We start from the raw sequence: 16,231 nt of genomic DNA, 5'->3' as shown, positions 1-16,231 counted from the left end.
ATTCTCTGACAAACATGGTTCTCGGAGAGCTTGAGCTGGAATGCCCGCGCGCTGATTATCTCGTTGCCTCGGTAGATGTCCCGAGCCTTCTAAGCCTTATGTGCGAACCAAGGGGTATTAATGTGGCAAATGCAATGTTCCGTGTTGATCTACGAAAACACCTACTCCGTTTCCTAACGACTGTCGCAGTGTTGCTGCCTCTCTCGCTCCATGCACAGTCTGACTCGGCCTCTGACGCCGCACAGGCCAACAACCCTTTGGCCGACATCAAGGCCTTTAACATCCAGAACTACTATATCGGAGAGTTCACGGGGCTCGGGAACGCCACTGGCAACCAGTTTGTGTTGCGCTACGCTCAACCGATTTCCATAGGCGATACGAAATGGCTGATCCGTGCCTCGCTACCTTATAATTCGTTTCCAGTTGGGCCGGGCGGACAAAAGGTCAGCGCGATTGGCGATTTCGATATTTTTGCAGCCTATCAGTTCGAAACTGGCAAACCCGGAGTCAGCTTTGCCATAGGCCCACAAGTGGTTGCACCGACTGCCACGGACGACCGGCTTGGATCGGATCAGTGGCAACTGGGGGTGGCCAACGTCTACTTCAACGCCACCTCACCCATAATCCAATATGGCTATCTGTTGACCTGGCGTGGGGGCGTTGGGGACACACATGGCCGAACCCGTATCAGTCAGGGCGCAATCCAGCCGTTTGTTTTTTATCAGTTGGGCAATGGATACTACACCGGTGGCGCTCCGATCTGGAGTTACAATTTCAAAAATGACAGCTATGCCGTGCCGATTGGCATCCGTCTTGGCAAGGTCACCAAGCGCAACAAAACAGTTTTCAACTTTTTCGTCGAACCGCAATACACCGTCGCACACAAAGGCAACGGGTTGCCCAAATGGCAAATCTATTTGGCACTGAACATGCAGTTCCAATGACGTAAGCGCCCAGAGCCCAACCCTGCGAAAATTCCCGAACCAGAATTCAAATGGAAAAAGCTGTACGCTACTTATGATCAACACTCAGCAGGAGGTTTGAATGACGTTTTTTTACAAAATAATTTCTCTATTTGCACCGGTGCTGTTCATGGCAACATCGGCTTCTGCCCAGGCTACGGGCGACTACATCGACACGTTTGAGTCACGAATTGGCAACCTGGTTTTGATCATGATGTGCCGTCGCGCGCGTCGCAGGAACTGCTCTTTGATGAGATGGACTTTCAGCGTGCAACACAATCGGTGTTCTGGGTTGAGGCGGCTTATAACGGATATCTGTGGGAAAAGGCGATGGACCATGTCGGGGTAGAGAACCTTGGCGCCATGCTCTACGACCAACTCGCGAATGCGGACCAAGAGGTACTCACGCCGAACCAATCGGTGGTGCACCTGTTCGACAACATTCATCTCGAAGAGGTTGGACCAGTGGTTTATGAGATCCCTCCTGGCCCCATCACGCGGGTTTCTACGATGGGTGGTATCGGGCCTTTTATGATTGGGGAATGGTTGGTCCTAACAAGGCGCAAGGCGACAAGATGCTTATCGTGCCGCCAGGCTGGGATGGGCAAGTCCCCGCGGGTCACCAGCTCGTGCAAGCCAACACCAATACGGTCTACTCAATCGTGCGTGTCCCGCTTTCTGACGAGATGTCGAAAGAACAAGCTACCGTGCCGTTACAGGACACTGGGAAGGCGATTTGATCGCCGGTTCTGGCAACAGCTTCATTGCCACGTTGGTCGAGCGACATACGCGTTATGTGATGCTGGCCAAGGTTGGCAGCAAAGACAGTCACAGCGTTGTTCAGGCGCTGATCAAGCAAGCTCACAAACTACCAAAAGAACTCTACCGTTCACTGACATGGGATCGTGGAAGCGAGATGGCGGGGCACAAAAATTTTACCTTGGCGACTGATATCGACGTCTATTTCTGTGATCCACGATCACCGTGGCAACGCGGCACGAACGAAAACACCAACCGTTTGCTGCGACAGTACTTCCCAAGGGGCACAGATTTGTCGATACATAGTCAAGCAAAGCTGAGTGCCGTCGCAAGGCAGCTCAATGAACGACCTCGAAAAACGCTAGGATATGAGACACCAGCCGAGCGTTTCAATGCATGTGTTGCGTCGACCCGTTGAAACCGCCGCCCTAAGCGGACCTGGCACCGAAACCTGTCGCCGCAAGAGCGGACCTTCATGGCGATGTGCAGCACTGGCCAGGCTGTGGCCAGATCCGCCACTCGCTGCATCTGCGAAAATCCGCAATTAGGAGAGTTTACCGGCGTCACGAAGGGCGGATGCCAGCCATTCGCTGCGCGTCGCTCCAACAGCAGCAATGCGTAGGTTGCAAACTTTGCAAGCTGTAGTTTTCAACCCAAAGCAGCCGCTCACATGAACAAGCTGTGCTTTGGGCCAATTCGTTTTCATTACCCCCAAAAGTCATCTGCGGCAGGCAAGGCAAGCTCCTGCGCGAATGCCGAAGACTCGTCTTCGTTCACGCCGCCAACAACTATTGTAACCGTGGCCTGATCGGTGCCGCCGTGGCCATCCGAAATACTGTAGGTGAAAGTGTCTTCAAGTGCTTGACCCGTATTCAGAGCCTGAATTTCCTCTGCCAAAGTGGCATCGTAGGTCAGCGTTCCAGCTACGGCGTCATATGTCACCGTTGCCCCATGCTCGCTGATGCCCGTGTCCAGTGAGAAGATGAAGGCATCACCTTCTGGATCAGTGTCGTTCAACAACAATTCAGCGATGTCGATTGTCGCGGGGCTGTCTTCATCCGTATAAGCGGAACTGGTGATATCACCATTCACATCAAAGATACGTACGGCTATGTCTGCCTCTTTTGTCTCGCTCAAAAATTCACCGGTCCAAGTGATGGCGAACCTTCCGTCACTTAGGGCCGTAATGTCAGGGTTATATGTCCCCCCTGTGCTGGTAACCTCTACTGTGAATGCATTGCTGTTTTCACTTCCGTCGGGATTGAAGACCTGGGCGCGCACGGCCAGCCCAGCGTCTTCGTTCCAAGTAACGACAAACCGGCCATCGTCGAGCCAAGTCGTTGCGATATCGAAATACCCTGTGGTAGGTATGTCAGCCAGTCTGAACTGTTCAACAACCGTGCCCCCAACTTCACTAAATATCTGGGCGAAATACCCTGAACTTTCCGAATCTCCCAATACATTTGTGGACCAGACAACAAGTGTTTGGCCATCTGGGCCAACTGTTACAGATGGAAAATAATTTTTAATACTTTCAAAGGCCTCAAGGTCAACAAAGGCATTGTCGGTTATCGCCTGTGTGGATACCAATGAACCTGTTTCGTCAAAGAAACTTACAGTAATGTTGTATGCGTTCATTTCTCCGCCTGTCATCCGGGTGATGACAAACCCTCCGTCAGGAAGCGCGGCAATGCTGGGGCTATATTCTTTAATTCCTTCAGGGGTCTCTAGCGTGATTTGGTCACCCACTTGATGCCCGGATGCGTCAAATACCGAAACGGCCACATCCATTTCAAATTTTGAATTTACCCATTGCCCCCCCTCCCAAGTAACTGCAAATCCGCCACCTTCCAGCCCAACTACCAGAGGGGAGTAGCGATATTGCACCGTGTCATCATTGATTACGAATTCATCCGTTGCCCATACCCCATCGGACTGTAATACCCTTGCTTTGACGGTCCAAGGGGTCGGGTTTACGCCACTATCTGATATCCAGGTTACGACATAGTTGCCGTTGCTCAACGCCGCAACATCCGGGTCAGTTTGTCTAATATCAGTCACTTGACTGATGTCGAGCTCCTGACCCGTCGGCACACCGCTGGCACTGAAAAAGCGGCCGCGAATAGCACCATTGGTGTCGTCAAAGACATTCGCGTTGGTTTGCCAAACGACAAAATAGCTACCGTCGTCAAATGAGGTGATTGACGAATTGGTCTGTCGCCCAGGCGTATCTTGGTTGACCACAATTTCGTCGCTGGCATCAACCGTGGTCGCAGCCGTTTCCTCATTGACCAAAAGGTCATCAACTGCTGTTGGATCGCTATTTTTACCATCCAATGTCACATTCACTTGTGCCTCGAATGTTTCCCCGTAGGGATCGGTGATCGTGTAGGTGAAACTGTCTTCAAACTCCTCGCCTTCGCCCAGGTATTGCAGCACGTCATCGGCGTTATAGGTGATGGTCTCTCCATCGTAAGTAACGCGGATGCCCAATGAACTGTATTCACTGACTTCAAGCGCAGGCAGCCGGTCCCCGAGGCCTTCGTCATTGTCCAGTAGAATAGACAGGGAAATTATCAGAGGGCCTTCGTCAGATGCTGTCACGTTATCATCAACCAGCGTCGGGTCTCCCTCCCAGGTCAGATCGAGAAGGTAACCATCAGCCTGGAAATAAATCGCCTCGATGCCGCTGAGCTGGTCAGAGCCGGCATCCGGAACATCTGTTCCCACAGATGTGATCTCAATGCGGGATGATGACCGCTCAAGGATGTAATCGCTGAATGAACCGGCGTAATAGGCAATGTCATAGCCATCACCACCGGTGATCTTGTCATTCCCCTGACCACCCCAAATCTTGTCATCGCCATCACCGGTTTGGATGGTGTCGTTGCCATCACCACCATAGACGGTGTTATTGCCGTCGCCGGTTCGAATTTTATCGTTGCCAGCCCCGGCGGAGATCTCGCTATCGCCATCGCCCACACGGATGTCATCCCTGCCATCACCAGTGGAGATCTCATTATATCCATCGCCAGCTGAAATCTTGTTGTTGCCGTTACCCGTCGTTATTTGGTTGTTACTATCTCCGGTCCGGATGCTGTTATTGCCGTCGCCAACATAAATAAAACTGGATCCATCGCCGACCGTGATCTTATTGTTGCCGTCGCCAGAATGAACTTCGTTTTCGCCGTCCCCCAGAGAGATGGTATTGTTGCCATTTCCGGCAAAAACTTCGATTTCGCCATCCCCAGCAGATATTTTCTTGTCGCCATCGCCGGTGGAAATTATGAAGCCCCCATCGCCGGCTCGGATGTCATCCTTGCCATCGCCGGTTTCAATGACAGCCCAGCCGTCGCCGACGGAAATTCGGTTGTTGCCACCTTTATCTTCGACCGTGTTCAACCCATCGCCTAGCTTGATGGTGTCGTTTCCATCCTCAGTCTTGACGTTAGTGTTACCGTCGCCAGCGGTTATTGAATTCCGTCCACCACCGGCATTGATTGTGTTGTCTCGTCCTTTGACATTAATGGTGTCGTCGCCGTCACCGGTGGTGATATAATTCTCACCTTTTCCAGCATAAATCTTATTGCGACCCTCGCCAGCCTCGATGAAATTGAACCCATCGCCAACTTTGATATAGTCATCGCCGTCGTGCGTAACGATGAAATTGCCTCCGTCGCCGCTGGTGATTTTGGTGTTGCCGCCTTCCGACCAGACAGTATTGGTGCCGTCGCCCAAACGGATGTCATCTTTGCCAGATCCGGTGTGAACCTCGTTGTCGCCATCGCCCGCTTGAATTCGGTTCGTGCCGTCACCAGCGGATATGATGTTGTCGCCATCGCCGGCGGTAATTCTGTCGTCGCCACTGCCTGTTTCGATCTCATTGTATCCATCACCTACGGTAATGGAGTTTTTCCCATCCCCAGCATCGATCCGGTTGTCACTTTTGCCTGCGCGAATGGTGTCGGCCCCATCGCCTGTCTCAATGTCGTTGAAACCGTCACCGACCGTAATGCGATTGGAACCGGCTTCGATCTCGATTGTATTGTTGCCATCACCGGCGCGAATATCATCTTTGCCGTCACCGGCAGTGATCATATTGTCGCCACTGCCCGCGGTGACCTTATTCGCTCCATTGCCAACAGAGATTGTGTTGTGCCCGTTGCCAACCTTAATGGTATCCTTGTCGTCCCCGGTCAGGATCACGTTCTGACCCTGGCCAACAGTGATCTTGTTGTCGCCGTCACCGGCGGAAATCCAATTGTTGCCATCGCCAAGACGTATGTCATCGCGGCCACTACCGGTGCTGATGTTATTGTTACCGTCACCAGCCGCAATGCGATTGGTGCCATCTCCGGCATCTATGTTGTTATCTCCGTCACCAACGGTAATTCTATCAGCGTCTTTCCCGGCTGAGATCTGATTGTCCCCACCGCCGGCTTTGATCGTGTTCCGCCCATGCCCGGCGTCAATTTCATTGGCATCGTTGCCAACTGTAATCTTGTCGTCACCATCGCCTGAGGTGATTTCATTCATACCGTCGCCGACAATGATCTGGTTGCTCCCAGCACCGGCCGCGACTTTGTTATTCCCGTTTCCCAGAGTGATTCTATCTGCGCCACTGCCAGTTTCAATGATATTGAGACCATTGCCTGCGGTGACTTTGTTGGCACCATCCCCGGCATCAACCGTGTTGTCACCGTTGCCAAGGCGGATGTCATCCCTGCCTATACCTGTTGAGATTTGAGTGTTTCCATCCGATCCAATAATTCGGTTGTTGCCACCTGCGGACGTAATCACATTAGAACCGCGGCCAACTGAAATCTGATCGTTGCCTTTACCAGATTGAATAACATTGTCGCCGTCGCCAACCGAGACACGATTGCTGCCCTCGCCCACTTGGATCGCGTTATTGCCATCCCCGACGGTTACTTTGTCGCTACCTCGCCCGGCAATGATGTTATTGTCGCCATCCTCTGCCGAAATCTGGTTATTCCCATCACCCGCGTTGATGGTGTAGCTTTCATCATCGACACTAATTCTGTCGGCTGCCTGTGTTCCGGTAATCACTTGACCGCTCATTCCCACACCTATTAATTAATCAATCTAGGAAAAAGACTAAGAGATGCACCCTATGCGTGTCATTTGAAATGAACGTACAAGTTTAAAGTATGGAAATTGAATTAATTGAATTTTAACATCTTCTTCCGGCAGCCCGAGTTGCCCTCACAAAGGCATTTCCTCGTCCCTGAACATGCCAAAGCGACAGGCGTTAGAGCTCTCCAGGCACCTAGCAACGTCCGCTATTCCCACTTCGCGCTGTTCTGCCAAGCGAAGCATTTGCAAGACAGGGATTGAACCAGCCATTCGCCAAGGGGGCCACGAGCGGCCGCATTGGGCCGTTCGCTACATGCTGCGCTAGCGAAGGGTTGTGTCTGGGGCAATGGCCGGTAAGCGCTCAAGGCAACCGGCATGCCGTGTCCTCCGAAAGTCGGCTTTGAAGTTGTGCCCAGAGTTTGCAAATGTCGCCAACTGCGCATAGCTGCCGTTGGTGACAAACACGTCTAACGGCAGCTGTCAGCCCTTCTACGACATTGGTGCGCAGTGCAGCATGGGTGATGTTTGAAGTAGGAAGGGCGGTTTCCGGCCCTTCGCTGCGCATTGCGTGAATGACTGCTGAGTGGGCAAAGGTATCGTGCTGGCAGACGACAATTCAGACAGTTTGCGAAGATTTTTCCTGCCTTGGTGTGACGCCGAATTTACGAGCGTATTCCCTACTGAATTGTGTCGGGCTTTCATAACCAACCTCAAAGGCCACACTTGAAACGGTTTTGCCCCTTGATCTAAGCAATCTCTGTGCCTCTAAAAGACGCAGCTCCTTTTGGTACTGCAGCGGTGTCGAGGAGGTCACCGTTTTAAAATGTTCGTGAAACGTGGACTGACTCATACCGGCAGTTGCCGCCAGCTCCGCAACGGGAATGTGTTGATTATAGTCGGAGCGAATGCGCGCTATTGACTTGGATACACGGCTGGCTGGACTTTCATGCAAAAGCAGCTGGCGCAGCATTCCTCCGTGCTGGGCCCGTAGTAGGCGGAAATGGATTTCTTTTAGCACCAAGGGAGCCAGAGTTCGCGACTCTATTGGATTTTGAGAAATTCGGAACAATCGGGTCATGGCATCCACAAGACCCGCATCCGTTGCTGCGACGCTCATGGATTGCAGGCCACCAGTGCCCATTTCAGTTTCACCAATATCGTCATAAAGGCTGCGCGCCATTGCCATATCCAAACGTAAGGCCAGCGACACATAGGGGTGATCTGCCGAGGCCTGAATGACTCCCGAAACCGCTGGTATCGTATGGCTTACAATCAGCGAGTCACCTGCGCCATATCTTACGCGCCGCTCGCCCAGATGTGCCTCTTTAACCCCTTGCAGGACCAGACACATGATCGGTTCATACAGTGTCGACTCGTAAGGGGTAGTTTTTGGATTGCTCATCGCAAAAAGACTATCAACACCCGTAGTGCAGACCTCGCCAAAGGCATTTTGCTGCTGAACATGGTTGAAAACCTCGGAAATCAGCTCTCTTTGCACCATCGTATCCTTTTTGTCTGCCCTGAGCATATAGGGCTTCTATCAATATCACAGAACAAAAAGCCGGGAGGGCGGAGGATTGGGCAAGTTATTCGGAGGATGAGGCAGGGAGAACTGCCCGCCGGTTGTTATCTAGGCACAACAGTAAAAAACAGACCAAGCCAACGGGAGCCCCTAAGCCATGTCAATATCGCTGAACCTAAACGGCCAAACCCACGAAGTGGACGCCGAGCCGGGAACCCCTCTGTTGTGGGTGATCCGGGATGAATTGAAACTAACCGGAACCAAATTCGGCTGCGGTGTAGCCGCCTGCGGAGCTTGTACCGTGCATCTGGACGGCGAGCCAGTGCGCTCTTGCCAGACCTTCATTGAAGACGTTGAAGGCGCCGAGATCACTACCATTGAGAAGATGGCCGAAGACACGGTTGGCGCAGCTGTGCAACAGGCATGGTTGGAACTGGACGTCGTTCAGTGTGGCTACTGTCAGTCTGGTCAAATCATGAACGCCGTGGGCCTGCTGCGTGAAAACGCCAAACCCAGTGCCGAAGAGGTGGATGACTATATGCACGGCAACGCCTGCCGCTGTGCCACCTACCAGCGCATCCGCGCCGGTGTTCTGCGTGCATCCGAAATTCTGGAGGCTTAAACAATGACTGCTAATCTTTCTCGTCGCGGTTTTCTGAAAAGCGCTGCAGCGGCTGGTGCCGTATTCTACGTCGGTGCCAACACCAAAGGCGCCATGGCTGCATCCAACTCTGCAGATGCCATGCTGAACCACTTCGTAAAAATCACTGCTGATGGGCGTGCGGTTGCGCTTTGTAAGCACGTAGAATTTGGCCAGGGCTCTGCCACCGGCCTGACCACGCTGATCGCCGAAGAACTTGGCGTCACCATGGAGCAAATCGACTACGAATTTGCCCCTTCCAACCCCGCGATCTACAACAACCTGCTGTTCGGTCCCTTCCAGGGCACCGGTGGGTCGACCGCGATTGCCAACTCCTTCACCCAGTACCGCACCGCCGGTGCTGCTGCGCGCGAGATGCTGATCTCTGCCGCAGCCAAAGAATGGGATGTGGACGCAGGCGCGCTGGACATCGTCGAAGGCGTGATCACAGGTGCCGGCAAATCTGCCCCAATGGGTGAGTTCGTCGCCGCTGCTGGCGAGATGGAAGTTCCCGCCGAACCCCGCTTGCGCGACGCGTTCGAGTGGAAGATCATCGGCAATGCACAGACCCGCCGTCTGGACAGCCCCATCAAAGTGAACGGTCAGGCGCAATTTGCCATGGACGTGCATCTGGACAACCAGATGGTCGTCATGGTTCGCCGCACGCCTCAGCGCGGTGGCACGGTTGTGGCTTTTGATGACAGCGCCTCCAAAAAGGTCAAAGGCTTCATTATGGCTCAGGCGCTGCCCACCGGTCACGGTGTTGCGGTGTACGCCGAGAACACTTGGGCGGCGATGCAGGCCCGCAACGCGCTTGAAATCGAATGGGATTTCTCCGCAGCTGAGACCCGCTCTTCTCAGGAGATCAAAGACGAGATCCTGGCCGCGCTCAATGCAGAGCCGACCTACAACGTCAACAAAGCTGATCGCACAGCCGTGAAAACTACGGTTGATGGGGCAGCAACTGTGCTGGAAAAGACCTTCTATTTCCCGCTGCTGGCGCATGCTCCAATGGAGCCCCTAAACTGCACCATCGAGCAGACTGCCGAAGGTGACATCGTGCTGCACGATGGCGCGCAGATGCCGACAGGTCCACACATGGCCTATCAGCAGATCTTTGAACTGCCTGCCGAAAAGATCCAGATCAAAAGCATGCTCGCCGGTGGTTCGTTTGGCCGTCGCGCAACACCTGATGCCGATTATCAGGTCGAAGCCGCTCTGGCCTTCATCATGACCGATCGGTCGCGCCCAGTGAAATTGGTTTGGGATCGCGAAGACGACATCCGTGGCGGCTACTATCGTCCGGCCGCTGGCCACAAGGTCCGCGTAGGTCTGGATGAAACCGGCGCTATCATCGGTTGGGATCACCAAGTCGCGGGTCAATCCATCATGAAAGGCACCCCGTTTGAGGCCTTTGCTGTACATGATGGCGTCGATCACTCCTCAGTTGAAGGCATTGCCGACAGCCCTTACACCATTCCAGGCCAGGCGCTGGGTCTCACCGACACCGAAAAAGCGACTTCTGTTCTTTGGTGGCGTTCCGTGGGCCACACCCACACGGCTTATGTCATGGAAGTGATGATGGATCTGGCCGCGAAGACTTCTGGCAAGGATGCGGTTGACTATCGCCTTGATTACCTGACCGGTGAAGGTGACGCGGCCCGTAAGGCTGGGGTGCTTAAGCTGGCAGCCGAGAAGGCAGGCTGGGGCTCCGCACCAGCGGGTCACGCCAAAGGCATCGCCGTGCACAAATCCTTTGGCTCTTACGTAGCCACTGTTGTGGAAGTCTCAGGCAACGTCGACGATGGTATCGTCATCGAGAAGGTCACCGCAGCTGTGGATTGCGGCATCGCGCTGAACCCAGACACGGTCATAGCGCAGACCGAAGGTGCAATCGGCTATGGTATCGGTCACGCGATGCGCGACCAAATCACGCTGGATGGTGGTGCCGTGGAACAGTCCAACTTCCCGGACTATGAGCCGTTGCGCATCTCTGACATCAAGGCGATCGAGACCCACATCGTGGCCTCCGCAGAAGCACCCACAGGCATGGGTGAACCCGGTACACCGCCATCCGCTCCGGCTCTTGCCAATGCGATTGCGGCCCTGTCCATTGACGCAGAACATGTCGCAGAGCTGCCGATGAGTGCAAATGGGGTTGAATTCGCATAAATCCTTGCCTGCACCGCGTGAAAACGTCTGGTGCAGGCAATCATGATAGCGGCCAAAGTCACCCTTGCTCGCATGTCGGACCGCGTCGGTCCGCAGCAAATTTATGCCTGATGGGAACAGCACGATTGTTCCGGTCAGGTAATTTGCTCTGGTTCTTTTAGTAATAGCCATTCTTGAAAATGTAGCATCCCCTTGGCCCTCACCACTTGCATCGAATGACGGCAAACCATCTATCCTGACAAATTTCCGCAGCAGCGACACTGGTAACAATAGGCTCAAACCCCATCTTGCGCGGGGTGCGACTGACGAAGTGCGTACTCAGGCACGCTTTGATTCAGACAACACAGCGCAGCAGATTCTCAAAAGTCCAATTCAGCGCCATCCGCTTGACCTTTTGGCGCAGTTACCCTGTCCCGATGGACCAAAGTCGACCAAATAAACCTGTCCTTGCCGATATCGATGCCAATCGACATCGGTTCAACAAAAGCAATCTTCTTCATGCTACTTCTCCAACAAACAGTGACTTAGCTCCAGACTATTTTGCTGGGTGAAGCAGTTAGTACCTCCCATTACCAGACTTTCGCCGCACTGGTCACCAATTGCCGCAAAGGGCCGGTCGCGACTCATAGTAGGCTTCGCACCCTGCGACTTTGCAAAGGTCAGTAGCTGCGCATTGCTGCCGTTGGAGTTGACCGCAGCGAAGGTCCGGAACCCGCCCTTTGTGTCGAAGTGTGCATGGTGCAGCAATCAGACCGCCCCCCTTCCATCACGGTCACGCACGACCCTAAGCCGCAGGGACATCACAACCGGTGACGCAACAGCGCCCCCGATATGCTTCCAACAGCTTAATTCTTGTGCGTCGTCAGGGTTTTTGGAAGTAAGAGCAGCTTAAACAAGTGAAGAGTTTGGCTCATCTGGTTGAAGTGATGCCACTTCAGCGGGCAAAGGCAATCCACTGCATTGAATGGGATACCAGAACCCTATTGCTTCATTGACGCCAGTCCGCGTGTCACACCTTTCAGGGACACCGAGAACCTCAATGGTTCCGTCTGTTTGACGGACTGATACCCCATGATCATCTGAGTACCTGCCCTCAGCGCCAAAACTTCATTGGGCTGCAAGACACGGGACGCCAGGCAGGCTTCGGAGGAACAGGTGCGCCACTCCAATGGCAGGGTGTCGGATTGCGATGCCATCTTAAACCCTGGCCTAATTGTCAAAAGCATGTCCGTTGGCGTAGATAGAGTCAGAACCACGGTATTTTCGCCATCAACAACCGCCGACTGCAGGGAAATTTCGGCCAAAAATTCCCCCGTTTCCGTCACCGTAAGAACTTGAAAGATATTACAAATCGATTGCCCAACCGCCGGAGCTCTGCAGGCCAGGCGCCAATCGCCAAAGACATCTCCATTTTGTGCTGTGCTCTGTGCTTGGGACACACCAGTGGTGGCAATACAGGCGAAAATTACAAAAATGTACCGAAACAACATATTTTACCTCTGAATGAATGGCAGGATACAACACCAGCACTGATCACAAAACAATCTGCTGCATTTGCCTCATTTCCAGGCCCGCAAACAAGATGTAATTTTGTGATAATTTGACAACGATTTGGTGTATTGCTAAGGGAACTCACCACGAACTCAGGATTTCTTAACGACTCGTTCACTCGGCGAAGTAGCATCGCCCACAAGCAGAAAGAGTGGCGCCATTATTGATTGGCATGAAGAAATATCGGATCAAAGTTCATAAGATCAGTTTGATAATTCCATTATGGCTTTGAAAACCGGGCCTCCAATCATCCAACGCAGATTTTTTGGACATTACTTTAATTCCGATCGCCTCGGATATATGGCCCAATGACACAGGGGCCCGGCGGTCACATTCTGAGGTCGCACCATATGTTGAAAACACAAGTTACGGTTCAGCAAAACGGAATTCGGCAGAAAAGTCTGCGTCGCTGCTGCCGGTTTGGCCACGCTACGGAACTGGTTTGTGTATTGGCAACGGGGGCGACCTTGCTGTTGCCCGCAACTGCGTCTGCCGCCGACCGCACTTGGTCCAAGCCTGGACCCGGGAACTGGAACGCGACAGAAGACAACTGGAACGGTGGAACCGTTGCGTTTACAAACCCAACCGATGATGCCATTTTCGACCCCGCAGCAGATGGCGCCACGGTAACGATCAACCTAGGAGCAATTACCGCCGCAACTGTCACCTCATCTGCCTCCGGACTAACAATTTACGGATCTGGTACTGATACCCTAGCGGTTACTGGGCTGATTTCGATTACCAGTGGCGAGCTGACACTGGATACAATTACCACCACAACGGGCGCTGTCACCATTGCCTCGGGCGCGACGCTGAATGTGAGTACGAATAAAGTACTTTCAGCGGATTCAATAGATAACTCGGGCGCGCTGACGGTTGCTGACGGCGCCACAGTTGAAGCTGCCGGTGAAATCCACAACGAGTCCACCGGCACTGTCACCTTGTCCGCGGGCGCGGTCCTCAACTCCGATTCTAACAGCAGCGGCAGTGAAATTGTCAGAAACGATGGCGCCATTGTCGTCAACGCAGGAGTGGGCACAGTGGCTGTTGGCTCAAGCGCTTTGACCAACCAGGGCACCGGCACCATTGCTGTCAACACCGGCACGATGAACGGGATTACCACCCTGACCAACAGCTCCACCAGCGCCACTGCGATCGACGTGGCAAGCGGGGCAACTCTTGGTTTCACAACGCTCAACTCTTCGGCTGGTACAATAACCGCAGCGGGGAACCTGGACGGCAATGTGCTGCTGACCGGGACGGCGGGCCTGGACCTGAACGACGGCTCCATCACCGGGGCGCTGGACAACCAGTCCTCCACTGCGATCACGCTGGACGGTACAGTGACAGGGCTGTTTACCCAAAGCACCGAGGCAACGGCATCGACAACGATCGATGGGACTTCGACTTTTACCGCCGGAATAGATATCGACGAAGGCACCCTTACCGTAAATGCGGCCACTTCAGCGGATGTCGATGTGGCCAATGCTGCGACTTATGACCAAAACGCTGCGGTCACCGGCAATGTTACAACTGCCTCGTACGATGCGGATATCGGCGCGAATATCACCGGCACCCTGACCCAGACAGGAGGGCAGATCGATATCGACGGCGACACCACCGTCAGCGGGATAATCTCGGTCAACGGCGGCACTCTCACCGTCCTCTCCCCCAGAACGCTGACATCCACCAGTGGAATTACGACGGGGGCGCTTGGAACGCTGGACGTGGACGGAACCGTGGATCTGGCCACTGCACTTACCAACAACGGTACTCTGGATCTGGACGGTGACATCACCGGCAATCAGACAGTCACCAACACTGGCATCGCGACGCTGGCCGGTGATATCACTGGAACCTATTCCCAGTCCGCAGGATCAACCACGGTTGATGGCGCGTCAACCGTCTCGGGCCTTACCAGCATCACTGGCGGCGCCTTCACAGTCAACACGGGCCAGACCTACACGGCCACTGGTGGGTTCAGCAATTCCGGCGGCACGGTCAACCTGTTGCAGAATGCCACCCTGTCGGGGACAACTTCCCTGCTGAGTGGTTCCTTGGTGGCTCAGGCCAGCGGATTGTCAATCACCGGAAATATCACACTTGGCGCATCTGCCACGATCAATATGGCAGATGGCTCCACTTTCACGGCGCTCACTGTCAGTGGTGCGTTTACTGGTGCGGGCGGCATCGTTAGTCTGGATGTGGATCTGAATGCGGGCACCTCGGACTCGATCGTGGCACTCGGCTCCGGGGCCTCCTCGGGTACAATCCAAATTTCTTTGAACGACCTGACAACAGCAGGCACATACGGGGCAATCTCATCCTCTGGTATTGTTCTGTTAGACCTTGAAACAACCAGCACGTTGACGGCCACCATTTCAGGCGCCCTGCCCCAGGATGACCAAAACGTCTATGTCTATACCCTTGGAACCATCAGCGGAGATATCGTTCTACTGAGCCAGACTAACAACGCGATCGCCGGTCTAAGCGGGGCGATCGCCTCTGCCCAGTCCCTGGTTGCAGCGGCGATCAACAGACCGACCAGCCCCTTTGTCACCAGCCTTTCGGCGGTTGACGAAGACGAGAAATGCCGCCCAGGTGGATGGGTCCGGATGGTTGGTGGTAACGGCAGTGCGACCGGCACAGCAACGACAGCAACGTCCTCGACAACCACCACCACAGATACAAATTTCGCCGGCATCCAAATTGGCGGCGACAGCACCTGCTTTAACAGTCTGATTCAAGAAAATGGCTGGGATCTCTCTTATGGTCTGATTGCTGGCTATAACATCGCAACGTCTGAGCAGGCCATTCCCGGCATCAGCGGTGCAATCGAGAGTATAACCGACCTCGATATGGACCAAGCCTATGGCGGTTTCTACCTAGTTGGTGCCCGTGGTCGCTTTAGCTTTGATGTGCAGGGGTGGATCGATAAAACAGACTTCACAGTAAATTCCAACCCTGTTGGATCGGGCACGGCGTTTCCTGTGAATGACTCAAAATTCGACACGAGTTCCTACACACTGTCAGCTGCCGCAAGTTATGCATTTAGCGTGCCAAATCAGCCCCAGATGTTTTTTGTGCCGACGGTCGGCCTGTCAACGACAAACACGTCTGATGCTACCTTATCTTTCACTGATGGCAGCAGTCTTTTGTTGAATGAAACAACCACAAATATCGCCTTTATCGGCGGCACCTTGACGTATTCGGATTTTAACGAGATCACGGGAGCAAGAACCGCGCTCTTTTCGACATTGACGCACTATGTAAACTTGTCTGACGATTCAACCTCGGTCTTCACCGACACCTCGAGTTCTTCAACAGACATCACTTCATCGGCGCTGCCAGATTACACTGAACTCAGCCTTGGTTATTCCTACAACCGGGAACTGCGCCGTGACCGCACTACCGGATCTCTGCGCAAGCTGTCCGTGTCAATACGCGCAGACGGAAGGTTTGGCCCTGGCTTTGATAGCTATGGCCTGACCGGCCAAGTGCGCCTGCAGTTCTGATTGATACACAACC

At 53.7% G+C, this 16,231-nt stretch carries 9 protein-coding genes and 2 pseudogenes; 6 read left to right on the top strand and 5 right to left on the bottom strand.

Translation table 11 applies throughout. The annotated features are described in order from the left end of the window. Positions 1-122: 122 nt before the first annotated feature. The 3 genes and pseudogenes from QPJ95_RS17865 to QPJ95_RS17860 all read left to right on the top strand — a co-directional run. A complete protein-coding gene (locus QPJ95_RS17865; protein WP_286018171.1) occupies positions 123-944 on the top strand; it encodes a hypothetical protein in 822 nt (273 codons plus the stop codon). Between the two features lie 560 nt (positions 945-1,504). Beyond that, on the top strand, positions 1,505-1,702 hold the full coding sequence (locus QPJ95_RS24325; RefSeq protein WP_390922464.1) for a DUF1254 domain-containing protein: 198 nt from the start codon (positions 1,505-1,507) through the stop codon (positions 1,700-1,702). Next, positions 1,669-2,139 (top strand): annotated as a pseudogene (locus QPJ95_RS17860) (IS30 family transposase); the annotation flags it as partial. The gene QPJ95_RS24325 and the pseudogene QPJ95_RS17860, both read left to right, overlap by 34 nt. A gap of 287 nt (positions 2,140-2,426) precedes the next feature. Here the strand turns inward: QPJ95_RS17860 and QPJ95_RS17855 are convergent. From QPJ95_RS17855 to QPJ95_RS17840, 3 genes and pseudogenes are all read right to left on the bottom strand, one after another. Next, positions 2,427-5,459 (bottom strand): Ig-like domain-containing protein, encoded by a 3,033-nt coding sequence (locus QPJ95_RS17855; RefSeq protein ID WP_286018170.1) that lies wholly within the window; start codon positions 5,457-5,459, stop codon positions 2,427-2,429. Positions 5,460-5,483: 24 nt separating this feature from the next. Then, positions 5,484-6,803: pseudogene (locus QPJ95_RS24320) on the bottom strand (calcium-binding protein); the annotation flags it as partial. A gap of 631 nt (positions 6,804-7,434) precedes the next feature. Beyond that, the gene (locus tag QPJ95_RS17840) at positions 7,435-8,346 is read right to left on the bottom strand and encodes an AraC family transcriptional regulator (RefSeq protein ID WP_270920589.1); all 912 of its coding nucleotides are present in this window, start codon (positions 8,344-8,346) and stop codon (positions 7,435-7,437) included. A 151-nt stretch (positions 8,347-8,497) separates the two neighbouring features. Here QPJ95_RS17840 and QPJ95_RS17835 point away from each other — a divergent pair, with 151 nt between their 5' ends. Together QPJ95_RS17835 and QPJ95_RS17830 are read left to right on the top strand one after the other, a co-directional pair. Then, positions 8,498-8,962: a (2Fe-2S)-binding protein gene (locus QPJ95_RS17835; protein ID WP_270920590.1), complete on the top strand. Its 465-nt coding sequence runs from the start codon at positions 8,498-8,500 to the stop codon at positions 8,960-8,962. A 3-nt stretch (positions 8,963-8,965) separates the two neighbouring features. After that, positions 8,966-11,152 carry a xanthine dehydrogenase family protein molybdopterin-binding subunit gene (locus QPJ95_RS17830; RefSeq protein WP_270920591.1) on the top strand — a complete coding sequence of 729 codons (2,187 nt, stop codon included), beginning with the start codon at positions 8,966-8,968 and terminating at the stop codon, positions 11,150-11,152. Positions 11,153-11,511: 359 nt separating this feature from the next. Here QPJ95_RS17830 and QPJ95_RS17825 read toward each other — a convergent pair whose 3' ends face one another. Together QPJ95_RS17825 and QPJ95_RS24315 are read right to left on the bottom strand one after the other, a co-directional pair. Then, positions 11,512-11,652, bottom strand: a complete 141-nt coding sequence (locus tag QPJ95_RS17825; RefSeq protein ID WP_270920592.1) for a hypothetical protein — start codon at positions 11,650-11,652, stop codon at positions 11,512-11,514. A gap of 480 nt (positions 11,653-12,132) precedes the next feature. Beyond that, positions 12,133-12,642 (bottom strand): invasion associated locus B family protein, encoded by a 510-nt coding sequence (locus QPJ95_RS24315; protein WP_270920593.1) that lies wholly within the window; start codon positions 12,640-12,642, stop codon positions 12,133-12,135. A 411-nt stretch (positions 12,643-13,053) separates the two neighbouring features. On the opposite strand from QPJ95_RS24315, the gene QPJ95_RS17820 reads away from it, so the two are divergent. Then, entirely contained in the window at positions 13,054-16,218 is a 3,165-nt protein-coding gene (locus QPJ95_RS17820; protein WP_270920594.1) for a beta strand repeat-containing protein, read from the top strand. The last annotated feature ends 13 nt before the right edge of the window (positions 16,219-16,231 follow it).

The organism is Parasedimentitalea psychrophila (genome assembly GCF_030285785.1).
In the GTDB taxonomy this organism is placed as follows: domain Bacteria; phylum Pseudomonadota; class Alphaproteobacteria; order Rhodobacterales; family Rhodobacteraceae; genus Parasedimentitalea; species Parasedimentitalea psychrophila.
Note: the sequence above shows the minus strand (reverse complement) of the source record. Positions and strands in the feature narration are given on the sequence as shown.

Bases quoted from the DNA above. Each gene is read 5' to 3' on its own strand.
- QPJ95_RS17840 (WP_270920589.1), bottom strand. From the start codon at position 8,346: ATGCTCAGGGCAGACAAAAAGGATACGATGGTGCAAAGAGAGCTGATT.
- QPJ95_RS17835 (WP_270920590.1), top strand. From the start codon at position 8,498: ATGTCAATATCGCTGAACCTAAACGGCCAAACCCACGAAGTGGACGCC.
- QPJ95_RS24315 (WP_270920593.1), bottom strand. From the start codon at position 12,642: ATGTTGTTTCGGTACATTTTTGTAATTTTCGCCTGTATTGCCACCACT.
- QPJ95_RS17830 (WP_270920591.1), top strand. From the start codon at position 8,966: ATGACTGCTAATCTTTCTCGTCGCGGTTTTCTGAAAAGCGCTGCAGCG.
- QPJ95_RS17820 (WP_270920594.1), top strand. From the start codon at position 13,054: ATGTTGAAAACACAAGTTACGGTTCAGCAAAACGGAATTCGGCAGAAA.
- QPJ95_RS17825 (WP_270920592.1), bottom strand. From the start codon at position 11,652: ATGAAGAAGATTGCTTTTGTTGAACCGATGTCGATTGGCATCGATATC.
- QPJ95_RS24325 (WP_390922464.1), top strand. From the start codon at position 1,505: ATGGTTGGTCCTAACAAGGCGCAAGGCGACAAGATGCTTATCGTGCCG.